The sequence below is a fragment of the Vibrio pomeroyi genome (assembly GCF_024347595.1).
Lineage (GTDB): Bacteria > Pseudomonadota > Gammaproteobacteria > Enterobacterales > Vibrionaceae > Vibrio > Vibrio pomeroyi.
In genome coordinates this window covers 3,058,354-3,076,168 of the sequence record NZ_AP025506.1, presented here as the reverse complement: position 1 = coordinate 3,076,168, position 17,815 = coordinate 3,058,354, and the positions used below count along the sequence as shown (strand labels likewise).

Genomic DNA, 17,815 nt, shown 5'->3' with positions numbered 1-17,815 from the left:
ATTTGTTAAATCACGGTTAATTCATGCTGCATTCTATGATGCAGGTCAATTTTACGCTGGACAGTGGCGTTTTAATTATGTTAATTTCTGCCCAACTTAAAATTGGTATTACCAATTGTCAGCGAAGAAAAAGAAGAACAACAAACTATGGCTTATCAAAGGATTCGTCAGCCAAAACTCTCCGATGTTATCGAACAAGAGTTAGAAAGGTTGATAGTGGAAGGAACACTGGCTCCAGGGCAGCAGCTGCCGCCTGAGCGCGAACTGGCGAAACAGTTCGATGTGTCTCGTCCTTCAATCCGAGAAGCGATACAACGTTTAGAAGCAAAACGCCTGCTTACTCGCCGTCAAGGCGGAGGTACGTTTGTTAGCGAAAATATCTGGAAAAGCTTTTCAGATCCTTTGCTTAATTTGTTGTCCTCCCATTCTGAAACCCAACTAGACTTGTTGGAATCGCGTCATGCGATGGAAGGGATTTCGGCTTACTTTGCGGCATTGCGTGGCACTGATGAAGACTTTGCTCGAATTCAAGCATGCCAAGATAAAATTCACGGCGCGCAAGATAAGGGTGATATTGAAGCCGAATCTGCAGCGGTGATGGCTTTTCTTATTGCTTTAACAGAGGCAGCGCACAATGTGGTGTTATTACACATTGTTCGTAGTTTGGCTCCGTTACTCGAACAAAACGTCTTAGAGAATTTAAAGCTGTTGCATCGTCGTAAAGACGTTGTGGAGAAAGTGAGTATACATCGAGCTAACATTGTAGATGCGATTGTTTCAGGGCAGCCAGAACAGGCACGTGAAATGTCACACTCTCATTTAGCTTACATCGAAGAAACATTGCTGGATTTGACGAAGGAAGAGTCGCGCCGCGAACGTTCTCTACGTCGAATTCAACAGGGTAAATAGCCGTAATACTTCGGCTTTTTACGTGTTTAGTAGAATCCAACTAACAAAAAGGATAGATCGCCATGTCTGACATGAAGCATGACGTTGATGCTCTGGAAACTCAAGATTGGTTAGAAGCTCTTGAGTCAGTAGTACGTGAAGAAGGTGTAGAACGTGCACAGTTTTTACTAGAACAAGTTCTAGATAAAGCGCGTTTAGATGGTGTTGATATGGCTACAGGCATCAACACAAACTACATCAACACAATTCCAGCAGCACAAGAGCCAGCTTACCCTGGTGACGTAACTCTTGAGCGTCGTATTCGTTCGATTATTCGCTGGAACGCAATCATGATCGTATTGCGTGCTTCTAAGAAAGACCTAGACCTTGGTGGTCACATGGCTTCTTACCAGTCAGCAGCAGCGTTCTACGAAGTATGTTTCAACCACTTCTTCCGTGCTCCAAACGAGACTGACGGTGGCGATCTAGTTTACTACCAAGGTCACATCTCTCCAGGTATCTACTCTCGTGCATTCGTTGAAGGTCGTCTAACTGAAGAGCAGCTAGATAACTTCCGTCAAGAAGTTGATGGTAAAGGTATTCCTTCTTACCCGCACCCTAAACTGATGCCTGAGTTCTGGCAGTTCCCTACAGTATCTATGGGTCTAGGTCCGATCTCTGCGATCTACCAAGCTCGTTTCCTTAAGTACCTAGAAGGCCGTGGTCTTAAAGATACTTCTGCTCAACGTGTATACGCTTTCCTAGGCGACGGTGAGATGGATGAGCCAGAATCACGTGGTGCTATTTCTTTCGCTGCGCGTGAGAAGCTAGACAACCTATGCTTCCTAATCAACTGTAACCTACAGCGTCTAGACGGCCCTGTAATGGGTAACGGTAGCATCATCCAAGAACTTGAAGGCCTATTCAAAGGTGCAGGTTGGAACGTTGTTAAAGTTATCTGGGGTAGCAATTGGGATTCTCTACTAGCTAAAGACACTACTGGTAAGCTTCTTCAACTAATGAACGAAACTATCGATGGTGACTACCAGACATTCAAATCTAAAGATGGCGCATACGTACGTGAGCACTTCTTTGGTAAGTACCCAGAAACAGCTGCACTAGTTGCAGACATGACTGATGACCAAATCTTCGAACTGAAGCGTGGTGGTCACGATTCTTCTAAACTGTTCGCTGCATTCAACAATGCAAAAGAGACAGGTGGCAAGCCAACAGTAATCCTAGCTAAGACAGTTAAAGGTTACGGCATGGGTGAAGCTGCAGAAGGTAAGAACATCGCTCACGGTGTTAAGAAGATGGACATGACTCACGTACAATACCTACGTGACCGTCTAGGCCTACAAGACATCCTTTCTGATGAGAAAGTGTCTGAGCTTCCTTACCTGACTCTTGAAGAAGGTTCTGCTGAGTACGAATACCTGCATGCTCGTCGTAAAGCCCTACAAGGTTACACGCCAGCACGTCTGCCAAAATTCACTCAAGAATTCAAAGTTCCTGAGCTAGACGCATTCGCACCTCTACTAGGTGAACAGAAGCGTGATATCTCTACAACTATGGCTTATGTACGTACGCTAAACATCCTTCTTAAAGATAAGAACATTGGTAAGAACATCGTTCCTATCATCTGTGATGAAGCTCGTACATTTGGTATGGAAGGTCTATTCCGTCAGGTTGGTATCTACAACCCACACGGTCAAGAATACACACCTGAAGATAAAGGCATCGTTTCTTACTACAAAGAAGCAACGTCTGGTCAAGTACTTCAAGAAGGCATCAACGAGCTAGGTTCTATGGCTTCATGGGTTGCAGCTGCAACTTCATACAGCACGAACGACCTACCAATGATCCCGTTCTACATCTACTACTCAATGTTCGGTTTCCAACGTATTGGCGACATGGCATGGCTAGCAGGTGACCAACAAGCTCGTGGCTTCCTACTAGGTGCTACAGCTGGTCGTACAACACTGAACGGTGAAGGTCTACAGCACGAAGATGGTCACTCGCACATCCAAGCGAACACGATCCCTAACTGTATATCTTATGACCCAACGTTCGCTTACGAGCTAGCAGTAATCATGCAAGACGGTATCCGTCGCATGTACGGTCCTGAGCAAGAGAACGTTTACTACTACCTAACAGTAATGAACGAGAACTACGCAATGCCAGCAATGCCAGAAGGCGCTGAAGAAGGCATCCGTAAAGGTATCTACAAGCTTGAATCTCACGCTGGTGCTAAGGGCAAAGTTCAACTAATGAGCTCTGGTACTATCATGAACGAAGCGCGTAAAGCCGCTGAAATTCTAAGCGAAGAGTACGGCGTAGCATCTGACGTATTCTCAGTAACGTCGTTCAACGAACTAACTCGTGACGGCCAAGCGGTAGAGCGTGACAACATGCTTCACCCAGAAGCTGAAGAGAAAGTACCGTACATCACAACTGTTCTTGGTAAAGAACCTGCAATCGCAGTGACTGACTACATGAAGAACTACGCTGAGCAAGTACGTGCGTACATGCCAACTGAGTCATACAAAGTACTTGGTACAGATGGTTTCGGCCGCTCTGACAGCCGTGCAAACCTACGTCGTCACTTCGAAGTTAACGCTGGCTACATTGTAGTTGCAGCTCTAACTGAACTGGCTAAACGTGGTGACATCGAGAAATCAGTAGTTGTTGAAGCAATTGCTAAGTTCGATATCGACACTGAAAAAACTAACCCGCAATACGCATAAGACTGGCATTAAGGTAGGTAAATACAATGACAATCGAAATTAATGTACCAGACATCGGTGCTGACGAGGTTGAAGTAACTGAGATTCTTGTAAACGTTGGCGACAAGGTTGAAGAAGAGCAGTCACTGATCACTGTTGAAGGCGACAAAGCTTCAATGGAAGTTCCAGCGTCTCAAGCGGGTATCGTTAAAGAAATCAAAGTAGCAGAAGGCGATTCTGTTTCTACTGGTTCTCTTATCATGATCTTTGAAGCGGAAGGTGCTGCAGCAGCACCGGCTGCTCCAGCAGTTGAAGCGGCGGCACCAGTTGCTGCAGCTCCTGCAGCGGCGGCTGAGCTTAAAGAAGTTCACGTACCAGATATCGGCGGTGATGAAGTTGAAGTAACTGAAATCATGGTTGCTATCGGTGATGCAGTAGAAGAAGAGCAATCTCTTCTTACTGTTGAAGGCGACAAGGCTTCAATGGAAGTTCCTGCACCATTCGCTGGTATCGTTAAAGAAATCAAGATCGCTTCTGGTGATTCAGTTTCTACTGGTTCTCTAGTAATGGTATTCGAAGTAGCTGGTTCAGCACCTGCAGCAGCTCCGGCTCCTGCGGCGGCAGCACCAGTTGCAGCGGCTCCAGCAGCGTCTGCTGAGAAAGAAGTAAACGTTCCTGATATCGGCGGTGACGAAGTAGAAGTTACTGAAATCATGGTAGCGGTTGGCGATACAGTAGAAGAAGAGCAATCTCTAATTACTGTTGAAGGCGACAAAGCTTCAATGGAAGTTCCTGCACCATTCGCTGGTACAGTAAAAGAAATCAAGATTGCAGCTGGCGACAAAGTGTCAACTGGCTCTCTAATCATGACTTTCGTAGTTGAAGGCGCAGCGCCTGCTCCTGTTGCAGCACCTGCACAAGCAGCAGCTCCAGCGGCGGCACCTGCTCCTAAAGCAGAAGCACCTGCAGCGGCTCCAGCAGCAGCTGGCGACTTCCAAGATAACGGTGACTACGCGCACGCTTCTCCAGTTGTTCGTCGTCTTGCTCGCGAATTTGGCGTTAATCTTTCTAAGGTTAAAGGTACTGGTCGTAAGAGCCGTATCCTTAAAGAAGACGTTCAGTCTTACGTTAAAGATGCACTTAAGCGTCTAGAATCTGGTGCTGCGGCATCTGGCAAAGGCGGCGACGGTTCTGCTCTTGGTCTACTACCATGGCCAAAAGTTGACTTCAGCAAGTTCGGCGAAACTGAAGTTCAGAAACTTTCTAAGATCAAGAAGATCTCTGGTGCAAACCTACACCGTAACTGGGTAATGATCCCTCACGTTACACAGTGGGATAACGCAGACATCACTGAGCTAGAAGCATTCCGTAAAGAACAGAACGCAATCGAAGCGAAGAAAGATACTGGCATGAAGATCACTCCACTTGTGTTCATCATGAAAGCTGTTGCTAAAGCGCTAGAAGCATTCCCAGCGTTTAACTCTTCTCTTTCTGAAGATGGCGAAAGCATCATTCTTAAGAAGTACGTAAACGTGGGTATCGCTGTTGATACACCAAACGGTCTAGTTGTTCCTGTATTCAAAGACGTGAACAAGAAAGGCATTTACGAGCTATCTGAAGAGCTAATGGCTGTTTCTAAGAAAGCACGTTCTGGTAAGCTAACAGCGGCAGACATGCAAGGCGGTTGTTTCACAATCTCTAGCCTTGGTGGTATTGGCGGTACTGCATTTACTCCAATCGTAAATGCGCCAGAAGTAGGTATCCTAGGTGTATCTAAGTCTGAAATTAAGCCAGTTTGGAACGGTAAAGAGTTCCAACCACGCCTACAGCTTCCACTGTCTCTATCATACGACCACCGTGTGATCGATGGTGCAGAAGGTGCACGCTTCATTACTTTCCTAAACAGCGCACTATCTGACATTCGTCGTCTAGTACTGTAATTGAGAAAGTAATTATTAAGGTGGCTTTCGGGTCACCTTAATTCTTTATATAAAGACTATTTTTAGAGAACAGTTTCCCGCATTTCTCATAAAGCAGAAGGGAATTGTTGTCTAGCTCACAGGCTAACTTAAAGCTACTTTCACACTGTTAACATCTCTGTAAAATGTTTCCTGTTTGAAAGCCCAATAATTTAAGAACATCTACTCAGCCTGTTAGGGATAATGACTACAAGAGGTCACAATGAGCAAAGAAATTAAAGCCCAAGTTGTTGTACTTGGTTCAGGTCCTGCTGGTTACTCAGCTGCATTCCGTTGTGCGGATTTAGGTCTAGAAACAGTACTAGTTGAACGTTACAGCACTCTTGGTGGTGTATGTCTAAACGTTGGTTGTATTCCATCAAAAGCACTTCTTCACGTTTCTAAAGTAATCGAAGAAGCTAAAGCGATGGCAGAGCACGGCGTTGTATTCGGCGAGCCACAAACGGACATCAGCAAGATCCGTATCTGGAAAGAAAAAGTAGTAGACCAACTAACTGGCGGTCTTGGCGGTATGGCTAAGATGCGTAACGTAACTGTTGTTAACGGTTTCGGTAAGTTCACAGGTCCTAACAGCATTCTTGTTGAAGGCGAAGGCGAAGCAACAACTGTTAACTTCGACAACGCAATCATCGCTGCGGGTTCTCGTCCAATCAAGCTTCCTTTCATCCCACATGAAGACCCACGTATTTGGGATTCTACGGATGCACTTGAGCTAAACGAAGTTCCTGAAAAACTGCTTATCATGGGCGGTGGTATCATCGGTCTTGAAATGGGTACGGTTTACCACTCTCTAGGTTCTAAAGTAGACGTAGTTGAGATGTTCGACCAAGTTATCCCTGCTGCGGATAAAGACATCGTTAAAGTCTTCACTAAGCGCATTAAGAACAAGTTCAAGCTAATGCTTGAAACTAAAGTTACAGCTGTTGAAGCGAAAGAAGACGGTATCTACGTTTCAATGGAAGGCAAAAAAGCACCAGCTGAAGCTGAGCGCTACGATGCTGTTCTTGTTGCTATCGGTCGTGTTCCAAACGGTGCACTTATCGACGCTGAAAAAGCAGGTATCGAAGTTGATGAGCGCGGTTTCATCAACGTTGATAAGCAAATGCGTACAAACGTTCCTCACATCCACGCGATCGGTGACGTTGTTGGCCAACCAATGCTTGCTCACAAAGGTGTGCATGAAGGTCACGTAGCTGCTGAAGTTATCTCTGGTAAGAAGCACTACTTCGACCCTAAAGTAATCCCATCAATTGCGTACACTGAGCCAGAAGTTGCTTGGGTAGGTAAGACTGAGAAAGAAGCGAAAGCGGAAGGCCTGAACTACGAAGTTGCGACTTTCCCTTGGGCTGCTTCTGGTCGTGCAATCGCTTCTGACTGTGCAGACGGTATGACTAAGATGATCTTCGATAAAGATACTCATCGCGTAATCGGTGGTGCTGTTGTTGGTACTAACGGTGGTGAGCTTCTTGGTGAAATCGGTCTAGCAATCGAAATGGGTTGTGACGCAGAAGATATCGCTCTTACTATCCACGCTCACCCAACTCTACACGAGTCTGTTGGTCTAGCTGCGGAAGTATTCGAAGGTTCAATCACTGATCTTCCAAACAAAAAAGCAGTGAAAAAGAAGAAGTAATTCTTTCTTAGCCACTCGTTAATGTTATTAAAAGCCGCTGATTCGTCAGCGGCTTTTTTATGTCCGAAGAAAAGCGGGTCGTCATGTCTGTATGAGATCCCCAACTCGCTCGTCCCTCGCTCTTGAGGATGACGAAGTGAGGAGTGAAAGTTTATGCTTTGACGATATCTCTAGCGTAAAGGTGAGAACTGTCGCTCTATATTCCCGTCATTCCTTAGACTGACGGAGGATGAAATAGAGAGTGTCTGATTAATTTCTTCGCTTCTCGTTTATGATGAGGGATGCAGTAAGGTACATGGTTCTTTATTCCCGTCATTCCCTAGACTGACGAAGGAGGGAATAGGGAATCTCTGGCTTTAGTGTCTAAGTAATTTTTCCGCCTCTCGTTCATGGTGACGATGAAGTAAAGCGCAGTGGTTGGCTATGTCCGTCATTCCCTAGACTGACGGAGGAGGGAATAGGGAATCTCTGGCTTTAGTGTCTAATTAATTTTTCCGCCTCTCGTTCATGGTGACGATGAAGTAAAGTGCAGTGGCTGTTTATATCCGTCATTCCCTGGACTGACGAAGGAAGGAATAGGGAATCTAATTCTGGCTTTCTATCGGCAATAAAAAAGGGCTGGCGTAAAAGCCAACCCCTTAGTTTTGTTCGAATCTCGAATCTATTTATAGATGCACAGCATATTTAGGTAGCTATCCGTTAAGCTTGAAAGCTCTTCTGGCGTTTCTACACGTTTCGCTTGAATGAATAGCGAGTAGCAGATGCCGTGGAATAGGTTCGCTAGATGCTTAGGATCGTGATCGTCGCAAACTTCGCCGCGTTCAATCGCTTTGCTAAACATGTTCTGTACTAACATTTGGTTAGTGCGGTTAGTGGTTACGAATAGAGGCCATACTTCATCACGAGTTGATGCGCTCCATTCGAACCATACGTTCAACCAATGGCTATCTTGAGCCACTAACGTCACCATTTCAGTCGCAATATTATGTAGGTTTTCTTTTGCGTGAATATCTAAGTCGATATTGTCTGAAAGGAAGTTAGAGAATTGGCGTACGACGTGATTCAGTACTTCATCAACCAGATCTTCACGGGTTGGGAAGTAGTTAAATACGGTTGCTACAGACACCTGAGCAATATCTGCAATGTCTGCGTGTCCACCACGGCCAATGCCACGGCGAGAGAACACTTCAAGTGCGATTTCCATCAATTGAAGTTTTCTTTTTAGGGGTGAAAGCCTAGTTCTAGGTCTCTTAGAGATTGAGTCCATTTTGTTTTCCTTGCCAACGAATTTCTTATATTAATGATTTTATTATTATTTAAGCCAAGATGAGTGTAATGGTGCATATGCGAATGGTCAATCCTTTGAGCTTATTTAATAGACAGTTACATCAAACTTGATACATAAAGCGTGATCAGTATTGATGTGAAAGGAAGCGAGTATCGGACAAGGCATCAACGCGTATTATCGTTGATAATCTGACAGTAAATTTGAACCATAAGGTGGTGTGGGTATTTGAGCAGTGCTAGACTTACGCACAAATTGAGCGGCGCCGATGGCAGAACTGTCTACACTTGTCGCAATCACCAAATAAAATGAGAGCAGTATGAAGCATACAGTTGAAGTCATGATCTCTGAGCAAGAAGTTCAGGATCGAGTGAACGAACTAGGCAAACAGATCACGGAACACTACAAGGGTAGTGAAGATCTAGTTTTAGTTGGCTTATTACGTGGATCTTTTGTCTTTATGGCGGATCTTGCTCGTGCTATCGATTTAACTCACCAAGTTGATTTCATGACTGCATCTAGCTACGGCAACGGCATGGAAAGCTCACGTGATGTTCGTATTTTGAAAGACCTGGATGATGATATCCAAGGCAAAGACGTTCTGCTTGTTGAAGACATTATCGATACAGGTAACACACTGACTAAAGTGAAAGAGATTCTGAGCCTACGTGGTCCTAAATCTATCGAAATCTGTACGCTACTAGACAAGCCTTCTCGTCGTGAAGTGACGGTAGATACTAAGTGGATTGGCTTTGAAATCCCTGACGAATTCGTTGTTGGTGTTGGTATCGACTACGCACAAAAATATCGTCACCTGCCGTACATCGGTAAAGTTGTACCTCAAGAGTAATTATTACGCTTGTCGAATAGAAGTCATTAAAAAGCCCGCATCAAGCGGGCTTTTTTGTATTTATAGCGGAATGGTCTAGCCTTGCTGGCTAAGAAGAGGCGTCGTTAAGATTTTATTCAATGCCTCTAAATGACTGTTCTCTAGGGTATCGTTACTTGAGCAACGTACGCCAAGGTCTTGTAACTTGCCATCGCCAATGCCGTAAACCACACCGTGGATTTCAACCTCTTGGCCTCGCTCCCATGCGTTTTGCATAATGGTTGAGTTACCTAGGTTATAAACCTGCTCTGCGACGTTAATCTCGCATAGCTTGTCACCCCATTGCTCACGAGGAAGCCCTTCGATCTGCTTACGGTATTTTAGGTAATTGTCGCGGATGTGAAGTAACCAGTTATTGATTAGGCCAAGTTTAGGATTATCAATTGCCGCGTTAACACCGCCACAACCGTAGTGGCCACAAACAATAATGTGTTTAACTTTGAGTACATCGACCGCGTACTGCACAACAGACAGGCAGTTTAGGTCGGTATGAACCACTTGGTTAGCAACGTTTCGATGAACAAACAGTTCGCCAGAATACAAACCAGTGAGACGCTCGGCCGGTACACGGCTATCAGAGCAGCCGATCCATAGGAAACCAGGGTTTTGACCCTCTTCAAGCGTTGTAAAATACTCTGGTCGCTCTGAACGAATTTCTTCAGACCATTTAGAGTTGTTTTCAAAAAGCTGTTTAATCTCTGGCATTTTGCGTCTTACATCCCTTAATTAAGAATCACAACTATACACAATGTTACAAATTCAATCTCGTAAAAACTGTGTCAATTAGTACTCATCTGACGTGTTCTAGTCGTTAAAATCATGAACTTAGCTTAGAAGCTATGATCCGGTTATAAGACATGAATAATGTGATTGAATTAACACTTTCTGAACACTTGATACATTTGTTAAAGTGATAAGGTTTGTCATTTCATCATCAGGAAGGTGTGTTTTGTTTGTAAGTCGTTTTACGGATATCAATCTCAAAGGGGATATGTTTGGCGGTGTGACTACAGCCATCATCTCACTGCCTTTAGCGTTGGCATTTGGTGTTGCTTCTGGGGCTGGTGCTGAAGCAGGCCTTTGGGGCGCGATTATGGTCGGCCTATTTGCCGCTTTATTTGGCGGTTCAAGCAGCCTGATATCTGAGCCAACCGGCCCGATGACAGTGATTATGACAGCGGTAATGACGAGCATGGTCGCTAAATATCCTGAAACCGGAATGGCAATGACCTTCACCGTCGTGATGATGGCGGGGGCGTTTCAAATACTACTTGGCACGTTAAAGCTCGGAAAATACGTTACTTTGATGCCATATAGCGTGATCTCCGGTTTTATGTCGGGTATTGGCGTTATTCTGATTATCCTTCAACTATCGCCACTGCTCGGGCACGCCGCCCCCTCTGGTGGAGTGATGGGCACACTCTCCGCGCTTCCTGATACGCTAGCAAACCTGAAAGTGAGCGAACTGTTTTTGGGTGCTTTGACGCTCGGTATTCTCTTTGGCTTCCCAGCTAAGTACCGTAAGTATGTGCCCGCACAACTGGTCGCGTTAGTGGCTGTAACTCTGCTGTCTGTTATCTTCTTCGATACCGATTCTATTCGCCGCATTGGTGAAATCCCTGCCGGGCTACCTTCTCTTGTTATTCCTACCATTAGCGCTGAGCAGTTTACTACCATGGTTATTGATGCCTTAGTGCTTGGTACGTTGGGTTGTATTGATACACTTTTGACTGCGGTTATTGGTGATTCACTGACTCGTAAAGAGCATGACTCTGATAAAGAGCTTCGAGGGCAGGGCATCGCAAATATGCTTTCTGGTCTCTTCGGTGCACTACCTGGTGCGGGCGCGACTATGGGTACCGTAACCAATATTCAGGTTGGCGCACGCTCTCCACTGTCTGGTGTAATTCGTGCCTTAGTATTAGCACTAGTCGTTTTGGTCGCTGGTGGCTTAACCGAACCTATTCCGATGGCGGTGTTGGCGGGTATTGCCATGTACGTGGGTTTCAACATCCTTGATTGGAGTTTCATTCAACGCGCCCATAAGGTCAGTTATGCGGGCATGGGCGTGATGTATGGCGTAATGCTGCTAACCGTGTTCGTTGACCTGATTATTGCTGTTGGGCTTGGTGTCTTTATCTCGAATATTCTTATTATTGAAAGATTGAGTCGAGAGCAAGCGAGGCAAGTTAAGGCGATCAGTGATGGTGATGATGAAGATGATATCCCACTCACTGATAGTGAACGTCAGCTGCTCGATAGCGCGAATGGTAAAGTTCTGCTCTTCTATCTTTCAGGGCCAATGATCTTCAGTGTTTCTAAAGCGATTTCGCGTCAGCACTCGAGTATCTCTGACTATGAAGCAATGATTCTAGATTTAACGGACGTTCCGATGATTGATGTGACGGTAGGTCTAGCGCTGGAGAATGCCATCAAGGATGCCCTAGATGCGCAGTGTGAGGTGTACTTGTTGTGTCCAAACGAGAATACGCGTCAGCAGCTTGAGAAATTTCATGTGATTGACTTGGTTCCTGAATCCAATACTTACCGATTCCGTTATGAAGCGCTGACGGCTGCAACCAGTTATGTTGAGAGAGACGAGCACCAATTTGAGTCAGTTTAAGCCTCAGCGATGAACTTATTTGGCTAATCGGTTCTTCATTTAATTCTGATAAAAATGCCGTTAAGCGAATGACTTGGCGGCATTTTTTGTTTATCAAACATGTTTGTTCTCTTTAGTTCGCTGAGATCTTCCACTGTTTTAAAAAGAAAGCACGAATCGACATTTGTATTCATCGTCAATCAACGATAAACTTGTTCGCTAAATGGCCGAGTAAACAAATCTTGGGTTAGCTTTCCGCTAGTTCGTTTTACGTTTCACTCTCTTCCTCATGCTCGGTCATCAACATCTATCTATAGCAAATGGCAGTCTATCTCTATGTATGCATTAGAAATTGAGCAATTAAGAAAAACTTATGCTGGGGGCTTTGAGGCTCTTAAAGGCATTAGTTTACAAGTAGAAAAAGGCGATTTTTACGCACTACTTGGTCCAAACGGTGCGGGTAAGTCGACCACCATCGGTGTAATCTCTTCACTGGTTAACAAGACTTCAGGCAAGGTTAAAGTGTTCGGCTACGACATTGATACTGATCTGGAGTTGGCGAAACAAAACCTAGGTTTAGTGCCTCAAGAGTTTAACTTTAACCCGTTTGAAACCGTTGAGCAGATCGTTTTGCAACAGGCTGGTTACTACGGTGTGCCGAAAGCACTGGCAAAAGAGCGAGCGAAAAAGTACTTATCTCAACTCGATTTATGGGAAAAACGTGGCGAACGTGCGCGTAACTTGTCTGGTGGTATGAAACGTCGTTTGATGATCGCTCGTGCACTGATGCATGAGCCACAGCTGCTGATTCTTGATGAGCCAACTGCAGGTGTCGATATTGAACTGCGTCGCTCTATGTGGGAATTCCTGAAAGAGATCAACGAGAAGCAGGGCATTACCATTATCTTGACCACGCACTACCTAGAAGAAGCGGAAATGCTGTGTCGTAATATCGGTATCATCAATCGTGGTGAGCTGATTGAGAACACCACCATGAAAGCGTTGCTAGGTAAGTTGAGTGCCGAGACCTTTATTTTGGATCTTGAAGAGGGCGCGACTGAACCTAAGCTAGAAGGCGTGAATAGCCAAGTGATGGTAAACGGCTCACTAGAAATTGAGATCGACAAGAACCTCGGCTTGAATACCATCTTCGCTCAGTTGAGTGATCAGCAGGTGAAAGTCCTCTCTATGCGTAACAAAGCAAACCGTCTAGAAGAGCTATTCGTGAGTATTGTCCGTGAGGGGAGTAAATAATATGTACAGCCTATATTGGACAGCTTTCTGTAGTTTATTAACTAAAGAGATCAATCGCTTTACGCGTATCTGGGTGCAAACTCTAGTGCCGCCAGCGATTACCATGACACTTTACTTCATCATTTTCGGTAACCTGATTGGTGCGCGTATTGGTGAAATGAACGGCTTTAGCTACATGGAATACATTGTTCCTGGTTTGATCATGATGTCGGTGATCACCAACTCATATTCAAATGTGGCGTCGTCGTTCTTTAGTGCTAAGTTCCAAAAGAACATTGAAGAGTTACTTGTAGCACCTGTTCCTAACTACGTGATTATCGCTGGCTTTGTGATGGGTGGTGTCGTGCGTGGTTTGTTAGTCGGCACTATCGTAACCTTCGTATCACTGTTCTTTGTTGACCTACAAGTCGATCATTGGGGCGTGATCATTGCGACGGTATTCCTAACTTCAGTCGTATTCTCTCTGGGTGGTCTGATAAATGCAGTCTTTGCTCGCACGTTTGATGATATCTCGATTATCCCTACCTTTATTTTAACGCCACTGACTTATCTTGGCGGTGTGTTCTACTCGATCAGTTTATTGCCTGAGTTTTGGCAAGGTATATCGAAGCTGAACCCTATCGTGTACATGGTAAACGCGTTCAGATATGGCTTCTTGGGTGTGTCTGATGTGGGTATTGTGACGTCATTTGGTGTGCTAGGTGTGTTTATCGTGGTTCTGTATGGCATCGCACATTACCTAGTGACGAAAGGTATCGGTTTACGCAGTTAATACCAATCGTAGTCAATAACTGGTTATCCTGAATAACAGACAAAGAAAAAGGTCGATATTACATCGACCTTTTTTGTTTTTTTCGTTTGTGCTTTTGCTTTGCGTTAGAAGCTGGTTTACGCAAAGAGAAGAACGCGATTACTCAGCGGTTTCTTCTTTCACTTCTTCTTTCGTTTCCGTTACCAAATCAAGAACTTGGTTGTCGATAAGACGAGTCTTACCTAGGAAAGCCGACATAAGAATCACTGCTTGAGTTGATTCTGAAGTGATAGCTTGTAGAGTCTTAGCATCACAAATGAAGATCTCATCTGGTTGCAGATCGGCTGCGCGAAGCTGGTCAGTTGCATCTTCAATCACTGATGCGTAATCATCGCGACCGCCACGAATTGCACTACTGATCCAACGCATGGTGCGCGCTAGAACAGGTGCGCGTTGGCGCTCATCAATGGTGAGATTGCTATTGCGAGAGCTCATTGCCAAACCGTCCATTTCACGAACCGTCGCGACACCCACAACTTCAATGTCTAACGCTAAGTCAGTCGTCATCTGGCGAATCACAGCAAGTTGCTGGAAATCTTTCTCGCCGAAGCATGCAAAATCTGGCTGAACGATGTTGAACAGTTTAGTGACAATCGTTGAGACACCGCGGAAGTGACCCGGACGAGAAGCACCTTCAAGCATGTGAGAGATTCCCGGGACTTCAACAAACGTCTGCTTGTCTAGTCCTTCCGGGTACATAACCTCTGGCGTTGGTGTAAATACCAGTTCAACACCTTCGCCTGTTAGTTTGCTTAAGTCAGCTTCTAACGTACGAGGATAGTTGTTTAGATCGTCGGCACGGTCAAACTGCATTGGGTTAACAAAGATGCTTACCACAACAATGTCAGCCAGCTCACGCGCTTTCTTTACCAGAGTTAGGTGGCCTTCATGCAGGTTTCCCATTGTCGGAACAAAAGCAACCGTACGTCCATCACGCTTAAACTGTTTAATCTGCTCACGAAGAGCCGCTATTTCAGCAAAAGTTTGCATACTTACTCCTAAGCGATTGTATGAGCTTCATCAGGGAAGCGCGCGCTCTCTACTTCTTCTTTGTATAGAGCTACAGCCTTACGCATATCACCTGTTTCAGCTAGGAAATTCTTAGAGAATTTCGGCATGTAATTCGCAGAAATACCGAACATGTCATGCATAACAAGGATCTGACCATCGGTAACGTTACCTGCGCCGATACCAATAACAGGTACGTCACAAGCTTCTGTAATTCGTTTTGCTAATGAAGCTGGTACACATTCAAGTAGAACGATTTGTGCGCCTGCGTTTTGCAATGCTAGAGCATCAGCAACCATTTTATCGGCTTGCTCGTCATCACGGCCTTGAACCTTGTAACCACCAAAGATGTTCACAGACTGAGGCGTTAAACCCAAGTGTGCACATACTGGTACAGCACGCTCTGTTAGCATCTTCACAGTATCAACCAACCAACTTCCGCCTTCGATTTTTACCATGTTCGCGCCAGCACGCATTAAGGTTGCAGCGCTCTCACAAGCTTGCTCTGGAGTCGCGTAGCTCATGAAAGGCATGTCAGCCATAAGAAGGCAGTTAGGGCTACCAGCACGCACTGAGCGCGTATGGTAAGCAATCTCTTCAACGGTAACTGGTAGAGTGTCGTTATGGCCTTGTAGAACCATACCTAGTGAATCACCGACAAGCAGCACTGGCATTTCTTGGCTTTCGAATAATTGAGCAAAGCTCGCATCGTAAGCTGTCGAAGTCGCGAATTTACGGCCTTCAGTTTTGCATTTGATAAGGTCGTTAATGGTTACTTTTTTCATTGGTTTTCCTTAATGCGTTTGGCTATTGCTGCCAAACATTGAGCCCGTTCTTATCTACTATTTTGAGTAGTTCTGTCAGCTCAGTCCCATCAGGGAGTTGTAAACTTGGTGCGATTTCAGCAAGCGGGTAGAGTACAAACTCTCGTTCTTTCATTCCGTAATGAGGAACGATTAAGCGCTCTGAATCGATCACCTCATTGCCGTATAACACAATGTCGAGATCCAAGGTTCTTGGCCCCCAACGCTCGTCTTTACGGACGCGCCCTTGCTCTAGCTCGATTTTTTGAGTGCAATCAAGCAGTTCAATTGGCGTTAATTCGGTTTGGATTGCCACTACCGCGTTGATGTAGTCCGGTTGATTTTGTGGCCCCATTGGAGTGCTACTATATAGCTGTGAGGTCGCAACAAACGTTGATCGCGGTAGGTTTTTTAGCGTTTCGATAGCCAAATTTGCTTGGCTAACTGGGTCGGCAAGGTTGCTGCCGACCGCAATGTAAGCAGTGATCATTCTGATTGCTTACTCTTTTTGTTTCGGTAAGTCTTACGGCGACGATTGCCCGACTTCGCTGGTGCTGCTACGTCATTAGCCATAGCTTGGCGCATATTGCGACCGGCAGTTTGGTAGCGCTCCCACCATTTCGCTAGATCTCTGGTTTCGCCACCTTCAATCTCACCACGCATTTCTAGGAAATCGTAGCCTGCACGGAACTTGTTTAGTTCCATTAGGCGAACGGCACGTTTACCGTTGCGGCGAGGTAGTCGTAATTGTAGCTGCCAAACTTCACGAATGGTTGCTGTGTGACGACGAGGGATAGCAATAGATTTAACTTGCTGGTCAAGGATGATGTTGCTCGCTTCCATGATCGCATCGTAGTGCGCCATGCCTTGCTCTGCGACTAGCTTGTCTGCCAATTTGTTCATTGGGTACCAAAGAATCGCAGCAAACATAAACGCAGGGTTTACTCGTTTACCATCTTCGATGCGAAGGTCGGTAGAGTCGAGTACCAAGTCAAGCATCTGTTCTGTGTGAGAGTCGTATTCTTCAGTGAAGAACTCAGCGATTGCTGGGAACATCTGTTGGAACAGGTTGTATTCACGCATCAGATGATAGGTTTCTAAACCGTGGCCTGATTGAAGCAATTTAAGAGACTCTTCGTAAAGACGCGCTGCCGGAATATCTTTTAGAAGGTGTGCCAGCTCCTCAATCGGGTCAGCTGTGTCTTCTTCAATATCGAAGTCCAGTTTAGCGGCGAAGCGCATTGCACGCAGCATACGTACTGGGTCTTCGCGGTAGCGTGTTTCTGGATCGCCGATTAGGCGGATCAGCTTGTCTTCTAAATCTTCTACACCACCGGCGTAATCGTGGATGCTGTAGTCTGCAATGTTGTAGTACATCGCGTTGATTGTGAAATCGCGGCGCTCTGCATCTTCATCAACACTGCCGTATACGTTATCGCGTAGCAGCATGCCTTCTTTAGATTGTGCAGACACGTTTTTCGATGGCTCTTGATGGTGACCACGGAAAGTAGCTACTTCGATGATGTCACGACCAAACATGATGTGCGCCAAGCGGAAACGGCGACCGATAAGGCGACAGTTTCTGAAAAGGTTCTTGATTTGCTCTGGCGTTGCGTTGGTCGCAATATCAAAATCTTTTGGCTGAGAGCCTAATAGGATGTCGCGTACACCACCACCGACTAAAAACGCGTCAAAACCCGCACCATTCAGGCGATATAACACTTTTAGTGCGTTGTCGCTGATCTGCTTGCGTGAAATATTGTGCTCTTGACGAGTATAAATATTCAGAGCTAATTCGTGGAATCCGCGTTGTTCGCTTGGGGTATTGTCGTTTGTATTCATTAGTTTAGAACAAAGTAGGTATCGCCAACTTTGTTTTTCTCTTAGTCCAAAGTGGTAGTGCAGAGTTTAATTGCGGCTAATAATAGCTTAGCGCG

14 protein-coding genes are annotated in these 17,815 nt (G+C 45.4%); 8 read left to right on the top strand and 6 right to left on the bottom strand.

What is annotated here, in order from left to right:
• Window positions 1–147 precede the first annotated feature (147 nt).
• The 4 genes from pdhR (at window position 148) to lpdA (ending at window position 7,226) form a co-directional block, all read left to right on the top strand.
• A complete protein-coding gene (gene pdhR / locus OCV12_RS13365; protein ID WP_017629813.1) occupies window positions 148–909 on the top strand; it encodes a pyruvate dehydrogenase complex transcriptional repressor PdhR in 762 nt (253 codons plus the stop codon).
• A 62-nt stretch (window positions 910–971) separates the two neighbouring features.
• Window positions 972–3,635: a pyruvate dehydrogenase (acetyl-transferring), homodimeric type gene (gene aceE / locus OCV12_RS13360; RefSeq protein ID WP_017629814.1), complete on the top strand. Its 2,664-nt coding sequence runs from the start codon at window positions 972–974 to the stop codon at window positions 3,633–3,635.
• 26 nt (window positions 3,636–3,661) lie between these two features.
• A complete protein-coding gene (gene aceF, locus OCV12_RS13355) occupies window positions 3,662–5,554 on the top strand; it encodes a pyruvate dehydrogenase complex dihydrolipoyllysine-residue acetyltransferase (protein WP_261884861.1) in 1,893 nt (630 codons plus the stop codon).
• Between the two features lie 241 nt (window positions 5,555–5,795).
• Complete coding sequence (gene lpdA, locus OCV12_RS13350; RefSeq protein WP_017630530.1) at window positions 5,796–7,226, top strand: dihydrolipoyl dehydrogenase; 1,431 nt, start codon at window positions 5,796–5,798, stop codon at window positions 7,224–7,226.
• Between the two features lie 661 nt (window positions 7,227–7,887).
• Here the strand turns inward: lpdA and OCV12_RS13345 are convergent.
• Window positions 7,888–8,493, bottom strand: coding sequence for a LuxR/HapR/OpaR family quorum-sensing transcriptional regulator (locus OCV12_RS13345; protein ID WP_048664508.1), 606 nt, complete (start codon window positions 8,491–8,493; stop codon window positions 7,888–7,890).
• 337 nt (window positions 8,494–8,830) lie between these two features.
• Between OCV12_RS13345 and hpt the strand changes: the two genes are divergently transcribed.
• Window positions 8,831–9,361: a hypoxanthine phosphoribosyltransferase gene (gene hpt / locus OCV12_RS13340; protein WP_017633235.1), complete on the top strand. Its 531-nt coding sequence runs from the start codon at window positions 8,831–8,833 to the stop codon at window positions 9,359–9,361.
• Between the two features lie 75 nt (window positions 9,362–9,436).
• On the opposite strand, the gene can is transcribed toward hpt, so the two are convergent.
• Complete coding sequence (gene can / locus OCV12_RS13335; RefSeq protein WP_017633236.1) at window positions 9,437–10,105, bottom strand: carbonate dehydratase; 669 nt, start codon at window positions 10,103–10,105, stop codon at window positions 9,437–9,439.
• Window positions 10,106–10,391: 286 nt separating this feature from the next.
• On the opposite strand from can, the gene OCV12_RS13330 reads away from it, so the two are divergent.
• The 3 genes from OCV12_RS13330 (at window position 10,392) to OCV12_RS13320 (ending at window position 14,028) form a co-directional block, all read left to right on the top strand.
• Window positions 10,392–12,023, top strand: a complete 1,632-nt coding sequence (locus OCV12_RS13330; protein WP_261885961.1) for a SulP family inorganic anion transporter — start codon at window positions 10,392–10,394, stop codon at window positions 12,021–12,023.
• Between the two features lie 315 nt (window positions 12,024–12,338).
• On the top strand, window positions 12,339–13,256 hold the full coding sequence (locus OCV12_RS13325; RefSeq protein ID WP_261884860.1) for an ABC transporter ATP-binding protein: 918 nt from the start codon (window positions 12,339–12,341) through the stop codon (window positions 13,254–13,256).
• A gap of 1 nt (window position 13,257) precedes the next feature.
• Window positions 13,258–14,028 carry an ABC transporter permease gene (locus OCV12_RS13320; protein WP_017633239.1) on the top strand — a complete coding sequence of 257 codons (771 nt, stop codon included), beginning with the start codon at window positions 13,258–13,260 and terminating at the stop codon, window positions 14,026–14,028.
• 138 nt (window positions 14,029–14,166) lie between these two features.
• Here the strand turns inward: OCV12_RS13320 and panC are convergent, their stop codons facing one another.
• The 4 genes from panC to pcnB are packed head-to-tail and all read right to left on the bottom strand — an operon-like array spanning window position 14,167 to window position 17,720.
• The gene (gene panC, locus OCV12_RS13315; protein ID WP_086048786.1) at window positions 14,167–15,057 is read right to left on the bottom strand and encodes a pantoate--beta-alanine ligase; all 891 of its coding nucleotides are present in this window, start codon (window positions 15,055–15,057) and stop codon (window positions 14,167–14,169) included.
• 8 nt (window positions 15,058–15,065) lie between these two features.
• Window positions 15,066–15,860 (bottom strand): 3-methyl-2-oxobutanoate hydroxymethyltransferase, encoded by a 795-nt coding sequence (gene panB / locus OCV12_RS13310; protein ID WP_261884859.1) that lies wholly within the window; start codon window positions 15,858–15,860, stop codon window positions 15,066–15,068.
• Between the two features lie 22 nt (window positions 15,861–15,882).
• Window positions 15,883–16,368 (bottom strand): 2-amino-4-hydroxy-6-hydroxymethyldihydropteridine diphosphokinase, encoded by a 486-nt coding sequence (gene folK / locus OCV12_RS13305; RefSeq protein ID WP_048664512.1) that lies wholly within the window; start codon window positions 16,366–16,368, stop codon window positions 15,883–15,885.
• Window positions 16,365–17,720 (bottom strand): polynucleotide adenylyltransferase PcnB, encoded by a 1,356-nt coding sequence (gene pcnB / locus OCV12_RS13300; RefSeq protein ID WP_261884858.1) that lies wholly within the window; start codon window positions 17,718–17,720, stop codon window positions 16,365–16,367. The genes folK and pcnB overlap by 4 nt, the downstream gene beginning before the upstream one ends.
• Window positions 17,721–17,815: the final 95 nt, after the last annotated feature.

Bases quoted from the DNA above. Each gene is read 5' to 3' on its own strand.
- pdhR (WP_017629813.1), top strand. From the start codon at position 148: ATGGCTTATCAAAGGATTCGTCAGCCAAAACTCTCCGATGTTATCGAA.
- aceE (WP_017629814.1), top strand. From the start codon at position 972: ATGTCTGACATGAAGCATGACGTTGATGCTCTGGAAACTCAAGATTGG.
- aceF (WP_261884861.1), top strand. From the start codon at position 3,662: ATGACAATCGAAATTAATGTACCAGACATCGGTGCTGACGAGGTTGAA.
- lpdA (WP_017630530.1), top strand. From the start codon at position 5,796: ATGAGCAAAGAAATTAAAGCCCAAGTTGTTGTACTTGGTTCAGGTCCT.
- OCV12_RS13345 (WP_048664508.1), bottom strand. From the start codon at position 8,493: ATGGACTCAATCTCTAAGAGACCTAGAACTAGGCTTTCACCCCTAAAA.
- hpt (WP_017633235.1), top strand. From the start codon at position 8,831: ATGAAGCATACAGTTGAAGTCATGATCTCTGAGCAAGAAGTTCAGGAT.
- can (WP_017633236.1), bottom strand. From the start codon at position 10,105: ATGCCAGAGATTAAACAGCTTTTTGAAAACAACTCTAAATGGTCTGAA.
- OCV12_RS13330 (WP_261885961.1), top strand. From the start codon at position 10,392: ATGTTTGGCGGTGTGACTACAGCCATCATCTCACTGCCTTTAGCGTTG.
- OCV12_RS13325 (WP_261884860.1), top strand. From the start codon at position 12,339: ATGTATGCATTAGAAATTGAGCAATTAAGAAAAACTTATGCTGGGGGC.
- OCV12_RS13320 (WP_017633239.1), top strand. From the start codon at position 13,258: ATGTACAGCCTATATTGGACAGCTTTCTGTAGTTTATTAACTAAAGAG.
- panC (WP_086048786.1), bottom strand. From the start codon at position 15,057: ATGCAAACTTTTGCTGAAATAGCGGCTCTTCGTGAGCAGATTAAACAG.
- panB (WP_261884859.1), bottom strand. From the start codon at position 15,860: ATGAAAAAAGTAACCATTAACGACCTTATCAAATGCAAAACTGAAGGC.
- folK (WP_048664512.1), bottom strand. From the start codon at position 16,368: ATGATCACTGCTTACATTGCGGTCGGCAGCAACCTTGCCGACCCAGTT.
- pcnB (WP_261884858.1), bottom strand. From the start codon at position 17,720: ATGAATACAAACGACAATACCCCAAGCGAACAACGCGGATTCCACGAA.